Source organism: Alcanivorax sp. DG881 (genome assembly GCF_000155615.1).
GTDB lineage: Bacteria > Pseudomonadota > Gammaproteobacteria > Pseudomonadales > Alcanivoracaceae > Alcanivorax.
Map to the genome: position 1 here is coordinate 24,802 of NZ_DS989915.1, position 13,743 is coordinate 38,544.

A 13,743-nucleotide genomic window follows, 5' to 3' on the forward strand; every position below is an offset into this window, starting at 1 on the left:
TGCGTGCGGAATTCCTTTACGGCTCGTTGTGGCTACTGATCGACCTTGACGGCCAGTACGTCGCAATGAGCCCCGGGCACCAGGCCGCGTGCGGTTGAGCCCAGCAGCAGGGCCAGGCCGCTGCGGGTATGGCTGCCCACCACGATCAAATCCGCTCCTATCTTGTCCGCCTTGTCGAGAATGGTCTTTTCGATGGACCCCATGTCCACATAAACGTTGGCTTCGGGAATGTTGTATTGCCCTGCGTATTTGTCCGCCATTTCACGGGCCTGTTTCATCAGGCCGCTTTGCAAGTCCGTCACATCCATGGGCACATCCGCCCCGTAGGCCAGGGCCAGTGGTTCGATGACATGGATCAGATGCAGCTCACCGTCATTGCCTGACAGCACGCCTGCTGCGCGGGACAGCACCTGGGGGGATTCGTCGCTGCCATCGATGGCAACCAGAATTTTGCGGTAGGGACTGGGCACGGTTCTCTCCCTGAAAACGTGAGGTTTCCTGCAGTATAGCGCGCTTTGTCGGGGTTGCCAGCGGGCTGTTTCACAGATGAGGGTTGCCCTGACCGGTCTGCCTGTACTACTACTAAAAAAGGAAAACGGGGGCACTTCCTGCTTGACCCGCCTATACCGGCGCTGTCTAAATAGCGCCCATCACGAGCCTTAGACCGGATGTTGAGTACCTGAGAATGGGAAAATCGTTAGTAATTGTGGAGTCGCCTGCCAAGGCCAAGACCATTAACCGCTACCTGGGCGACGACTTCATCGTGAAGTCCAGTGTCGGCCATGTGCGGGATCTGCCGGTCAGTGGCGGCTCCCAAAAGAGCACCCCTCAGGAGCGGGCCAAGGAAGCGGCCTACACGCGCTCCCTGCCCAAGGAGGAGCGGGACGCCTATAAAAAGAAGAAGGCCAAGAAGCAGCTGGTTAACCGCATGGGGATCGACCCGGAAAAAGGCTGGGCGGCCCACTATGAGGTGCTTCCCGGCAAGGACAAGGTGGTCGACGAACTGAAACGCCTGGCTGCGAAAGCAGACCGTATCTATCTGGCAACGGATTTGGACCGCGAAGGGGAGGCGATTGCCTGGCACCTGCGGGAAGTCATTGGCGGAGAGGATGACCGGTTCGACCGGGTGGTGTTCAACGAAATTACCAAGAAAGCGATCCAGGCGGCGTTCGAAGAACCCGGCAAGCTGGATCTGCACCGGGTGGAAGCCCAGCAGGCCCGACGTTTTCTGGACCGGGTCGTGGGTTTCATGATCTCCCCGTTGTTGTGGGAAAAGATCGCCCGTGGCCTTTCTGCCGGCCGGGTACAGTCTGTGGCTGTGGAGCTGGTGGTAGAGCGCGAACGTGAAATTCGCGCCTTTATTCCGGAAGAATTCTGGGAGCTGTATAGCGATACCCACAGTGGTGATGGCGAAGCCCTGCGTTTGCAGGTGGCAAAGCATAACGGTGTGGCGTTCCGTCCTAACAATGGCGACGATGCCGGTGCCCACAAGCAGGCACTGGAAAACGCCGGCACACTGACCATCAGCCAGCGTGAGCAGCGGCCCACTCGTTCCAAGCCCTCCGCCCCGTTTATTACTTCCACCCTGCAGCAGGCCGCCAGTACCCGCCTGGGCTTTGGGGTAAAAAAGACCATGATGATGGCGCAACGGCTTTACGAAGCCGGGCACATTACCTACATGCGTACCGATTCCACCAACCTGAGTTCCGATGCGGTGGCAGCCTGTCGGGAATGGATCGGTGAAAAGCTGGGTGACAAATACCTGCCAGATGCGCCGCTGTCCTACAGCAGCAAGGAAGGCGCCCAGGAAGCGCACGAAGCCATTCGTCCTTCGGATGTGCGGCGCACCTCTGATTCCCTGAAAGATATGGAACGCGACGCCCAGCGCCTGTACGAGCTGATTCGTCGACAGTTCATCGCCTGCCAGATGCCCCCGGCGGAATACCTGAGCTCCACCCTGACGGCCACCGGCAACGGTTACGAGCTGAAAGCGAAAGGGCGGATCATGAAGTTCGATGGTTGGACCCGAATTCAGCCGCCGGCTTCGCGCAAGGGCCAGGAAGACACCCTGTTGCCGGATGTGAAAGAAGGCGATGTGCTGTCTATCGATAACGTGGATGCCAACCAGCACTTCACCAAGCCGCCAGCCCGTTTTACCGAGGCGAGCCTGGTCAAGGAACTGGAAAAGCGCGGCATTGGCCGCCCGTCCACCTACGCAGCGATCATTTCAACGATTCAGGATCGCGGTTATGTGCGTCAGGACAACCGCCGTTTCTACGCTGAAAAAATGGGCGACATCGTTACCGACCGTCTGGTGGAAAACTTCCCCAACCTGATGGACTACGGTTTCACTGCCAGCATGGAAGAAACCCTGGATGAAGTTGCTGAGGGGCAACGGAACTGGCAGGACGTACTGAACGAATTCTACAAAGATTTCGTCAGCAAGCTGGATGCCGCCCAGGGCGAAGGCACGGGCAAACAGGCAGTGGGCGGCATGCGCGCCAATCTGCCCACTGACACGGATATTGAATGCCCCACCTGTGGCCGCCCGATGCAGATTCGCACCGGTTCCACCGGCGTGTTTCTGGGCTGTTCCGGTTACGGATTGCCGCCGAAAGAGCGCTGCACTGCCACCATGAATCTGCTGCCCGGTGAAGAAGCTGAAACGGTGAAAGCAGACGATGATGAAGAAGCGGAAACCAATGAACTGCGCAGTAAAAAGCGGTGCCAGAAGTGTGGCACGGCCATGGAAAATTACCTGATCGACGAAAAGCGCAAGCTGCACATCTGCGGTAACAACCCGGATTGTGATGGCTATGTGGTTGAGAAGGGTGAATTCCGTATCAAGGGCTATGATGGCCCGGTGTTGGAATGTGAAAAGTGCGGTAACGACATGCAGTTGCGCACCGGTCGATTCGGCAAGTTCTTCAAGTGCACCAATGCAGAGTGTGGTAACACCCGCAAGCTGCTCAAGAGTGGCGAGCCGGCTCCCCCGCGTGCGGACCCCATTCCCATGCCGCATCTGCAATGCCAGAAAGTGGATGATCACTACCTGTTGCGTGACGGGGCCTCTGGCCTGTTTCTGGCCGCCAGTAAATTCCCGAAAAACCGGGAAACGCGCCCACCGCTGATTGAAGAAATTCAAAGCGTGGCCAAGCAGCTGGATCCGAAGCACGCGTATCTGGCTGAGGCTCCTGCCGCCGACCCGGACGGCAACAAAGGCGTGCTGCGCTACAGCCGCAAGGCCAAAGAGCAGTACGTGATGAGCGAAATCGACGGCAAGGCCACCGGCTGGATGGCCTTCTATCGCGACGGCAAATGGGTCGAAGAACAGACCAAGAAAAAAGCCCCCGCGAAGAAGAAGGCGGTTGCCAAGAAAAAGGCAGCAAAAAAGAAAGCCCCGGCCAAAAAGGCCGCAGCCAAGAAGTAATCCAGCAAGCATCACGCTTCACGCATGCAGGCGATAGCCTGCGTGTCGCGTGGTGCGTGCAGCGGAGTGTTTTATGTCCAGAATGGTTCGAGACAACACCGTAAGCGGTTTGCGCGAGCGGATTTACTTTGCCAATGCCCTGTTACGCCAACTGACCCACGAGCAGGCCGAGGCCTCGCCCACCGTGCGCCTGGCGCTACGCGGGGCGGTGGTGTTTCATCTGTATTCGGTGCTGGTGGGGCTGGCGCGACAATCCGGCAAGACCTTTCAGGTAGACGGTGCGGACACCTTGTTCAGCCTGGCGGCGCTGGAGCAGGCCTTTCGGGATGCTGGCGTTGAAGCGCCAGAGATCGCTATTCTGGCCCGCGCTCGTGCCGACCGCGGGGATCTGATTGCCTGGCTGGACGGGGAAATGCAGACCGCACTGGGCGCCGCAGGCCTGGCCCGCCGCCCGGCGCCACCCAGCGAAGAGAATGCCCTCAACCTGATGGCCGAAGACCGCTACGCGCCTTTGGCAGAAGGGGATCTCCAGCGCCTTGCCGACAGTGTGACCCGGGTTGGGGAGCTGGTGGAGCATTGCATGGGCTACCTGGAAGAGTGGTGAAGGTCAAAGGTCAGGTGACAGTTGATAGTGGACTGTTGGCAGTGCGTGGCTGAGCACTTTCATTCGCTCAACGTAAGAGGCCGCGCCCGGAAAACGGGTGCGGCCTCTTACGTTGGAAACCAGAAGCATCGTCGCGTAGCTGTCGACTATCCACTTTCAACTATCTTTTGGCCTCTTTGGGCATCGCCGTTTTTGTCTGGATCGCTATCATGGTAAACATGCTGTTGCCCGCTTTGCCGGCGCAGCCCCAGACATGTACACCGTGAGGAATGCGATGAACGCCCGTTTACTGCCCGCCGCTTTGTTAATGGCCCTGGCCGCACCTGCCGTATTGGCCCAGACCCCGGAAGAAAAAGGCCTGGAGATCGCCCGGGAGGCGGATAGCCGTGGCGAGGGCTTTGGGGACTTTCAGGCCGACATGAAGATGGTGCTGATCAGCAAGAGTGGCCAGACCTCGGACCGGGAGCTGCGCGTGAAGACGCTGGAAGGCACCGGTGAGGAAGAGGGTGACAAGAGCCTGACCATCTTCGATACCCCCCGTGACGTGCGCGGCACCGCCATGCTTACGTTCAGCTACAAGACCCGCGACGACGACCAATGGCTGTACCTGCCCGCGTTGCGCCGGGTGAAGACCATTGCCTCACGGAACAAGTCCGGTCCTTTCATGGGCAGTGAATTCAGTTTTGAAGACATGCGCGGCCAGGAGGTGGAGAAGTACACCTACAAGTATCTGCGCGATGAACCCTGCGGCGAACTGACCTGTTTTGTGGTCGAGCGCTACCCGCAAGATGAGGACTCCGGCTACACCCGGCAAGTTTCCTGGATCGACCAGCAGGAATACCGCACCTGGAAAGTGGACTACTACGACCGCAAGAAAAGCCTGCTCAAGACGCTAACGGCCAGTGACTTTTCACAGTATCAAGACAAGTTCTGGCAGCCCGCCAAGATGTCCATGGTTAACCACCAGACAGGCAAATCCACGGACCTGTTCTGGAGCAACTACCGCTATGACACGGGGCTGAGTGAGTCAGACTTCAACAAAAACAGCCTGAAGCGCGCTCGTTGATTTCTTCCGCCAAGAATATGAAAAACGGGTTGGCTACGGCATTGCTGTTGGCAGTGCCACTCGTCTCCTCTGCGTGGGAATTTCGCGGTGAAGTGGCGCTGGAAGGGCGTTATTTTACCCAGGACTCTCCCTATCCCCAGGCGGATTATTCCACCAATGGTTCCGGCTATATCAAGCCGGAAGTTTTCCATGAGTGGAATAACCGTGATGACCTGTTCACCTTTATCCCCTATGCCCGGGTGGATGAACACGATACAGAGCGCACTCACTGGGACATCCGTGAGTTGTCCTGGATTCATGTGGGCAATGGCTGGGAATCCCGGGTGGGTATTCGCAAGGTGTTCTGGGGCGTCACCGAAGGGCGCCACCTGGTGGATATCATCAACCAGACCGATCAGGTGGATCAGGTGGATGGCGAGGAAAAACTCGGCCAGCCCATGATTAACCTGTCCACGGTCCGGGACTGGGGGATCGTCGATGTGTTCGTGCTGCCCGGTTTCCGTGAGCGTACCTACGCGGGTGAAGAGGGGCGTCCACGTACACCTTTGCCGGTATCCGATAACGCGCAGTACGAATCCTCGAAAGAAAACCAGCGTGTGGATTTTGCCATCCGCTACCAGCAGTACTTCGACAACGGGCTGGAGCTGGCCCTGTCGCATTTTTCCGGTACCAGCCGCGACCCGCTACTGATTCCGGATTCGCTGACGCTGGCTGAGCTGCAGGCACTGATCGCCACCGGGCAATTGCCATCGGGCAGTGATCCGGAATTTATCCCGCTGTACAACGTCATCGACCAGACCGGGCTGGAGCTGCAATACCTGAATAGCGGTTGGCTATGGAAGCTGGAGGCGATCAGCCGATCCGGGCAGGGCGAGCGCTTTAATGCCGTGGATGGCGGTTTTGAATATACCCAGGTCGGGCTGCTCGATACGGCCACGGATCTGGGCTGGATTGTGGAGTACATCTGGGAAGACCGGGATGACAGTCTGGCGTCTCCTCTGGCCAGTGATGTGTTGCTGGGCACCCGGTTTACCTTCAACGACGTAGCTTCCACCGAGATACTCGCCGGCATCATCTATGACACCGAGGACGAGGAAAAAGCGATCAGCCTCGAGTCCAGCCGTCGTTTCGGGAACAGCCTGAAAGCCAGCCTGGAGGCCCGCTTTTATACCGATACCGGGAAGCCGCAAAGCGCCTCGCAACTGTACCGGGATGCCCTGCGCAATGTGAATACCAACCCTGGGCTGGGGCCGATCAGTCGTTCTGACTTTATCCAGGCGGAATTGGTGTATTACTTCTAGCGGGTCCCTGCCGCTGGACGCCGGATGCCCGGTTTCACGTCAGGCACCGGCGTTGAGCATCCGGCGCAGTGCGAGCTATTCGCGATAAGCCAATCAAACGGACCGAAACCGGTTGTGCACTCTTATCCGTGAGGGCGCTTTCCTTCTTGACCCTCCTATCAGCCAAACGTATGTTTGAAACGTATGTTTTGAACACACAGGGCAGGGTATGGCACAGGCGGGGACAGTAGACCGGATTCTTGATACCGCAGAGGTATTGTTTGCCCAGAAGGGCTTCGCGGAAACCAGTCTGCGTGCCATTACCAGCAAGGCCGGGGTGAACCTGGCAGCGGTGAATTACCATTTCGGTTCCAAGGAAGCCTTGATTCAGGCCGTCTTCGAGCGCTTCCTGACGCCGTTCAGCCTGGCGCTGGACGCCAAGCTTGATGAAATGGAAGCCTCCGGCATTCCCGATACCCCCGAAAATGTGCTGGGGATTGTGTTCCGCCTGGCGCTGGGCACACATCCCGAGGACCCCCAGCGAGCTGCCATCTTCTTCCGCCTTTCCGGGCAGGCGTACAGTCAGCCACAGAGCCATTTGCGCGAATATCTCCACCAGCACTACAGCGCGGTCTTTGCCCGTTTGCAGCGCCATCTGCAGCAGGCCGTACCGGATGTGCCGCCCATGGAACTGTTCTGGCGGGTGCAGTTCAGCCTCGGGGCAGTCATTTTCACCCTGTCGGGCATGCAATCGCTGCAAAGCATCAGCAAGGCCGATTTCAACATGGACGCCAGCACGGCGGATATCACCAAACGCTTGCTGCCGTTTCTGGTCGGTGGCATTCAGGCAGAAGTGCCGGATCAGCCGTTGCATACGGGCAAGTAAAGGCGGCAACGCGTGAGGCTGGCCGGTTGGCTGACTCGCTGATGTGGTAAGGGTTCGCGTTGCAACTTCGCACTTTCAACTTGAAACTATCCCCATGGAATTGATTATCAACTTGTCTGAACAATGGCTGGAGCTGCGTGGCACGCGGACCGAGCGCTTTGCGATTTCTTCCGCCGCTAACGGTGCCGGCGAAGCCATGGGCAGCGGCGCCACGCCTCGAGGTGCCCATGTGGTCAGGGCCCGTTTCGGTGCCGGGCTACCGCCAGGGGCGGTGCTGCTGGGGCGCAAGTTTTCCGGTGAAGTGTTCGACGCCGAGCTGGGCGCCCGCTTTCCCGAGCGTGACTGGGTGCTGAGTCGCATTCTTTGGCTTGGCGGTCTGGAACCAGGACAGAATCTGGGCGCTGACGTGGATAGTTTTCGGCGCTTTATTTATATTCACGGCACACCGGACAGTGAGTCAATGGGCACACCTGCCTCCCACGGCTGCATCCGGATGCGAAATGATGCGGTGATCCGTTTGTTTGACCAGGTGCCGGTGGGTACCCGGGTAACGATCACCGATTAATGTCTTCTGCCTACAAGGTTGCCATGTCTGCATCCGCCTCCCCGTTATTAATGCTCGACCTGGAAGGGCTTGAGGTCAGCGCCACGGAAAAAGACATGCTGGCACACCCCGGTGCCGGTGGTCTGATTCTGTTTACCCGTAATTATGCCAACCGCGAACAGCTGGCCGAACTGGTGCGCCAGGTCCGTGCCGTACGCCCGGACATGCTGATCGCTGTGGATCAGGAAGGCGGGCGAGTGCAACGCTTCCGCGACGGCTTTGTCCGCCTGCCACCCATGGCGGCGCTGGGGCAGCGTTATGACCAGTCTCCCACAGAGGCGGTGCGCGAAGCGGCGCTGCTGGGCGAGTTGATGGCATCGGAGCTGACCGAGCTGGATATCGATATCAGTTTCGCGCCGGTGCTGGATCTGGACTACGGCAACAGCTCGGTGATTGGTGATCGCAGTTTCCATGGTGACGCAGATGCCATGATCGCCCTGGCTGGCGCCTTTATTGATGGGATGAGCGCCGCTGGCATGGCGGCCACGGGAAAGCATTTTCCCGGGCATGGCCATGTGGTTGCCGACTCGCACCTTGAATTACCGGTAGATCCGCGTCCGCTGGCGGACCTGGAAGCGGCGGATATGCGCCCCTTCATGGCGTTGGCGCCTAAACTGGACGGCATCATGCCCGCCCATGTGATCTATAGCGCGGTGGAGCAGCAGACCGCTGGTTTTTCCCGTTATTGGTTGCAAACGCAGCTGCGTGAGCGGCTGGGTTTCCGGGGCGTCATTTTTTCCGATGACCTGTCCATGGCGGGTGCCCACGGTGTGGGAGGTTATCCGCAACGGGCGCAGGCGGCGCTGGATGCCGGTTGTGACATGGTGCTGGCCTGCAATTGCCGTGAAGGGGCGGAGCAGGTACTGGACTTCCTGGGGACGAACCGGTTTCAGGGCCAGGTGCCGGCAGCAGGGCTGCGTGCCCGGCCACGCTTGCCCATGGTGCCGGAGCGCCGGGCCATTGCCACTGAGCTGGCCGCTGCATTGCGCGAGCAGGCGGCAACCTAAAACAGACTCTCACTGAACAGTAAAAGCGAAGGAAGACATTAATGAACTGGGACTGGAATCAATTGCTGCAGTGGCCAACAGTCGAGACACCAATGGATATCTGGCTGACTCAGCTTTTTATCATTGTGCTGTGTACTGTCTCCATCAATTTTATTCTGATGCGTAGCATCGATGTGGCAGAGCGGTTGATTGGAAAAACCGAAACCCTGTGGGATGACGCCTTGCTGGAGGCCGCGCGTATCCCGGTTCGTCTGGTGTTCTGGGTGATTGGCTTGTCCGTGTCCATGGAGCTGTTGCAGGCGGTGTCCGCTGAGGAAAACGCCCTGTTTGAGTTAGTGCCCCAGGTGCGTCGTATCGCCTTTATCATCATTATCGCCATGTTCCTGAACCGGTTTGTTTCCTATACAGAAAAAAACCTGATTGATCCGGGGCGCATGCGCAAGCCGATGGATCGGTCCACGGCCGCTGCGGTTGCCAAGCTGTTACGGGTATCGGTGATTATTACCTCTCTGCTGATCATTTTGCAGACACTGGGCTACAGCATTTCCGGGGTGCTGGCCTTTGGTGGTATTGGCGGCATGGCGGTGGCCTTTGCGGCCAAGGATCTGCTGGCCAATTTCTTTGGCGGCATGATGGTCTATCTGGACAAGCCGTTTCGGGTCGGGGATTGGGTGCGTTCACCGGATCGCTCTATCGAAGGGAGCGTGGAAGATATCGGCTGGCGCCTGACCCGCATCCGCACCTTTGATCAGCGCCCCCTGTATATTCCCAATGCCATGTTTACCTCCATCGTGCTGGAAAACCCGTCGCGGATGTACAACCGCCGTATCAATGAAAAAATCGGCATTCGCTATGATGACTGGCAGAAGATGCCCGGCATTGTTGCTGACGTGCGCACCATGCTGATTGAGCATGAAGACCTGGAAACGGAAAACCGTACCCTGATCGTGAACTTCGATAGTTATGGGGCCTCTCACCTGGAGTTCTTTATCTATACGTTCACCAAAACCACCCAATGGGTGCAGTACCATGAGATCAAGCAGGACGTGTTGATGAAAATCATGAACATTGTCCATGAGCATGGTGCCGAGTTTGCGTTCCCCACGCGCACCCTGCATCTGGTCAGCCAGAATGATGATGGCCCGGCCACGGGCCTGGAAGACAACAACCCGGAGGACGCACAGCATGTCCAGCGCTGATGAATTGCAACAGGAATTGATGAGGGTTCGGCGCAACGCCATCGAACTGCATTCCTCCGATCAGGTACAGGAAGCCATCGCCAAGCTGGCTTTCGAAGTGACCGAGGCCTGTTCCGGCAAGGTGCCGGTGTTCGTCACCATCATGAATGGCGGCATGATCTTCGCGGCGGAACTGGTCAAGCGTCTGGATTTTCCCCTGGAGATGGATTACCTCCACGCCAGCCGTTATCTGGGCGCGACCAGCGGTGGCGATGTGGAATGGATCGTAACCCCCAATGCCACCCTGGAAGGGCGCCACGTGGTCATCGTGGACGACATTCTGGATGTGGGGTCCACGTTGTTGTCGATCATTGAAGCTTGCAAAGCCCAGGGCGCGGCGTCGGTGAAAACCTGTGTGTTGGTGGACAAGCAGCACGACCGCAAGGCCAGGCCGGGCCTGAAAGCCGACTTCACCGCGCTGGAAGCAGACGATTATTACCTGTTCGGCATGGGCATGGATTACAAGGGATTCTGGCGTAATGCGCCGGGTATTTATGCGGTAAGAGAGAGCGACCTCTGATGTTGGCCTTTATTGGTGGCACCGGCCTCACGCGCATGGATAACTTGCGCATCATCGATACCCACACGGTGGAAACCCGGTTTGGTGCACCTTCCGCACCGGTGCTGGAAGGGGAGCTGGATGGCCAGCGGGTGCTGTTCCTGGCCCGCCATGGTGATCCGCATGTGTTGCTGCCCCATCAGGTGAATTACCGCGCCAATCTGGTGGCCCTGAAAGAGGCGGGGGCCACGGCGATTGTGGCGGCCAATGCGGTGGGCGGCATTACCGCCCAGGCGTCCACCGGGGCACTGGTGCTGCCGGATCAGATTATTGATTACACCTATGGCCGGGCCATGACCCTGTTCGATGATCTGGATGAGCCGCTGGTGCATGTGGATTTCAGCTGGCCGTTTGATGTGACATTGCGCAATGCCCTGAAAGCCCGCCTGGCGGCGGCAGAACTGAGCTGGAATGATGGCGGTTGCTACGGTGCAACACAGGGTCCCCGGCTGGAAACCGCCGCTGAAATTGCCCGCCTGGAGCGCGATGGCTGCGATATCGTCGGCATGACCGGTATGCCTGAAGCGGTGCTGGCCCGGGAGCTGTCGTTGCCTTACGCCATGCTGTCCCTGGTGGTCAATCCGGCCGCCGGCAAGTCCACCCATGAAATTACCATGGCGGAAATCGAAGCAGTCATCCACGATGGGATGGCCAATGTGCGTCAACTGCTGGCGGACTTTGCTCGACATTATTCGCCGTCATAACCCCTATTCAGGCAGCCTGCTTGTCAGGTTGCTTGCTGGCATAAGGAGCATGCATCGGTGACGTTGCTGATTATATTCGCCACCATTTCCATCGGTTTTTCCTTTGTGTGCTCCGTACTGGAAGCGGCACTGCTATCCATTACGCCCAGCTTTATTGCTGGTCTGCGCGACACTAACCCGAAGCTGTATAAAAGCCTGCGCGGGTTCAAGGACGATATCGATAAGCCCCTGTCAGCGATTCTGACCCTTAACACGGTGGCGCATACCGTTGGCGCTACCGGTGTTGGTGCCCAGGTGGCCGTGGTGTTCGGGGAGGCCTGGCTGGGGGCGGCGTCGGGCATCATGACGCTGGCGATTCTGGTGTTCTCCGAGATCATTCCCAAAACCATCGGTGCGAAATACTGGCGTTCACTGGCCACCATGCTGCCGCCCACGCTCAAGGTCATCATGGTGTCGCTGTTACCGTTTGTCTGGCTGTCCAAGCTGATTACCAGCCGCATTGGTGGCAACGAACATGATGTGGATGTACGGGCGGAAATCCGGGCCCTGGCGGACATGGGCGAGGATCAGGGCGCGCTGGATGACGATGAGCACCGGGTGATTCACAATATTTTGCGCCTGCATGATATCCGGGTCGGCACCATCATGACCCCGAGCACGGTCTGCCGGGTAGTAGAGCCGGGTCTGACCGTGAGCGCGTTCAAGGAGCGGGAGAAGGGGCAGCCGTTTTCCCGTTACCCGGTGATGAGCGCCAGTGGTGAAGCGAAAGGCTATATCCATAAATCCGATTTGCTGGATAGTGGCCCGGACCAGACCATGCAGGCGTTGGCCCGCGAAGTGTCCATGGTGCATACCACGCTCAATATCGAAGACTTGTTTAGCGCCATGTTGACCCAACGTCAGCATATGGCGGTGGTTTATGATGACCACGGCACCTGGGTGGGCCTGATCACCCTGGAAGATATTCTGGAAAGCATCCTGGGCCGTGAAATCATGGATGAAACCGATAACGTGGCCGACCTGCGCCTGTATGCGCGCCAACGCTGGAATCGGCGGCTGAAAAAGCAGGACAAACCACAGTAAGGCATCGCGCAACGCGCGCCGAGAATGGAGGAGAGCATTATGACCGGCATTTACCAAGACAATAGCGAAACCATCGGTAATACCCCCCTGGTGAAGATCAATCGCATCACTCAGGGCAATATTCTCGCCAAGATCGAATCCCGTAACCCGGCGGGCAGTGTGAAGTGCCGGATCGGCGCGTCCATGATCTGGGACGCAGAGAAGAGCGGCAAACTGAAGCCGGGTATGACGTTGGTGGAGCCCACTAGTGGTAACACCGGCATCGCGTTGGCCTATGTGGCTGCGGCCCGGGGCTACGATCTGGTGCTGACCATGCCGGATTCCATGAGCTTGGAGCGTCGCAAGATCCTCAAGGCGCTGGGTGCCAAACTGGTGCTGACGCCCGGCGCGAAAGGCATGCCCGGGGCTATCGCCAGGGCAGAAGAGCTGGTGCAGGAAAACCCGGACAGCCACCTGATGCTGCAACAGTTCAACAACCCGGCGAACCCGGCGATCCACGAGAAGACCACCGGTCCGGAAATCTGGGAAGCCACCGGTGGTGACATCGATGTACTGGTGAGCGGGGTTGGCACTGGCGGCACTATCACCGGCGTGGCCCGTTACATCAAGAACAGCCAGGGCAAGGCCATCACGGCGGTGGCGGTGGAACCGGATTCTTCCACCATGATCTCCGCCGCCCTGAAAGGCGAAGAGCCGACCCATGGTCCCCACAAAATTCAGGGCATTGGCGCCGGCTTTGTGCCGAAGAACCTGGATATGTCAGTGGTGGACCGGGCGGAGCAGGTCAGCAACGAAGAGGCCATGGAGTGGGCCCACAAGTTGATGCAGGAAGAAGGCATTCTGGCGGGTATTTCCTGTGGGGCGGCCATGTGTGTAGCGGATCGTCTCAGCCAGCAGCCGGAATTTGCCGGTAAGACCATTGTGGTGGTGCTGCCGGATTCCGGCGAACGTTACCTCAGCTCCCCCTTGTTTGCCGATACCTTCACTGAACAGGAGCTCGGCCAGTAGTCCGTCGAGGTCAGTTTGTAGGTCGGCTTGGGCGAAGGCGTAAGCCGACTGTCAATATTCGCCGCCCGGTTTATGTCGGCTTACGCCTTTCAGGCTAAGCCGACCTACGACATGTTTTGGACTCCTTACCGAGGTGGCCAGTAGCGATTCGAGAGTAGAATGTGGTGTGCAGTTTGGGTTGCCCCCTGTGGGCTGTCCGGGCTGAGCGCTGTACTGTCAGCGGCGGGCAGGGTATAACTGCATGATAAGCCCGTACACGGGCAGTTTCCGCCTT

13 protein-coding genes are annotated in these 13,743 nt (G+C 58.4%); 12 read left to right on the forward strand and 1 reads right to left on the reverse strand.

Going from position 1 to position 13,743, the window contains the following annotated elements:
* Nucleotides 1-32: 32 nt before the first annotated feature.
* Nucleotides 33-470 (reverse strand): universal stress protein, encoded by a 438-nt coding sequence (locus ADG881_RS00095; protein WP_007149061.1) that lies wholly within the window; start codon nucleotides 468-470, stop codon nucleotides 33-35.
* A 215-nt stretch (nucleotides 471-685) separates the two neighbouring features.
* Between ADG881_RS00095 and topA the strand changes: the two genes are divergently transcribed.
* From topA to cysK, 12 genes are all read left to right on the forward strand, one after another.
* Complete coding sequence (gene topA / locus ADG881_RS00100; protein WP_007149281.1) at nucleotides 686-3,430, forward strand: type I DNA topoisomerase; 2,745 nt, start codon at nucleotides 686-688, stop codon at nucleotides 3,428-3,430.
* Between the two features lie 73 nt (nucleotides 3,431-3,503).
* A complete protein-coding gene (locus tag ADG881_RS00105) occupies nucleotides 3,504-4,034 on the forward strand; it encodes a hypothetical protein (RefSeq protein ID WP_039925810.1) in 531 nt (176 codons plus the stop codon).
* A 274-nt stretch (nucleotides 4,035-4,308) separates the two neighbouring features.
* Nucleotides 4,309-5,100 (forward strand): outer membrane lipoprotein-sorting protein, encoded by a 792-nt coding sequence (locus ADG881_RS00110; protein WP_007150055.1) that lies wholly within the window; start codon nucleotides 4,309-4,311, stop codon nucleotides 5,098-5,100.
* Between the two features lie 53 nt (nucleotides 5,101-5,153).
* Nucleotides 5,154-6,401, forward strand: coding sequence for a hypothetical protein (locus ADG881_RS00115; protein ID WP_232211748.1), 1,248 nt, complete (start codon nucleotides 5,154-5,156; stop codon nucleotides 6,399-6,401).
* A 208-nt stretch (nucleotides 6,402-6,609) separates the two neighbouring features.
* On the forward strand, nucleotides 6,610-7,266 hold the full coding sequence (locus tag ADG881_RS00120) for a TetR/AcrR family transcriptional regulator (protein WP_007148573.1): 657 nt from the start codon (nucleotides 6,610-6,612) through the stop codon (nucleotides 7,264-7,266).
* Nucleotides 7,267-7,360: 94 nt separating this feature from the next.
* Entirely contained in the window at nucleotides 7,361-7,831 is a 471-nt protein-coding gene (locus ADG881_RS00125) for a L,D-transpeptidase (protein ID WP_007150839.1), read from the forward strand.
* Nucleotides 7,831-8,877, forward strand: a complete 1,047-nt coding sequence (gene nagZ / locus ADG881_RS00130; protein ID WP_007150126.1) for a beta-N-acetylhexosaminidase — start codon at nucleotides 7,831-7,833, stop codon at nucleotides 8,875-8,877. The genes ADG881_RS00125 and nagZ overlap by 1 nt, the downstream gene beginning before the upstream one ends.
* Before the next feature lie 41 nt (nucleotides 8,878-8,918).
* Nucleotides 8,919-10,076, forward strand: a complete 1,158-nt coding sequence (locus ADG881_RS00135; RefSeq protein WP_007150993.1) for a mechanosensitive ion channel family protein — start codon at nucleotides 8,919-8,921, stop codon at nucleotides 10,074-10,076.
* Nucleotides 10,063-10,635 (forward strand): hypoxanthine-guanine phosphoribosyltransferase, encoded by a 573-nt coding sequence (locus ADG881_RS00140; protein WP_007149652.1) that lies wholly within the window; start codon nucleotides 10,063-10,065, stop codon nucleotides 10,633-10,635. The genes ADG881_RS00135 and ADG881_RS00140 overlap by 14 nt, the downstream gene beginning before the upstream one ends.
* Nucleotides 10,635-11,378, forward strand: coding sequence for an S-methyl-5'-thioinosine phosphorylase (locus tag ADG881_RS00145; RefSeq protein ID WP_007148750.1), 744 nt, complete (start codon nucleotides 10,635-10,637; stop codon nucleotides 11,376-11,378). Before ADG881_RS00140 ends, ADG881_RS00145 begins: the two co-directional genes overlap by 1 nt.
* A 57-nt stretch (nucleotides 11,379-11,435) precedes the next feature.
* Nucleotides 11,436-12,461 (forward strand): CNNM domain-containing protein, encoded by a 1,026-nt coding sequence (locus ADG881_RS00150; RefSeq protein ID WP_007149580.1) that lies wholly within the window; start codon nucleotides 11,436-11,438, stop codon nucleotides 12,459-12,461.
* 39 nt (nucleotides 12,462-12,500) lie between these two features.
* Entirely contained in the window at nucleotides 12,501-13,469 is a 969-nt protein-coding gene (gene cysK, locus ADG881_RS00155; RefSeq protein WP_007149098.1) for a cysteine synthase A, read from the forward strand.
* Nucleotides 13,470-13,743: the final 274 nt, after the last annotated feature.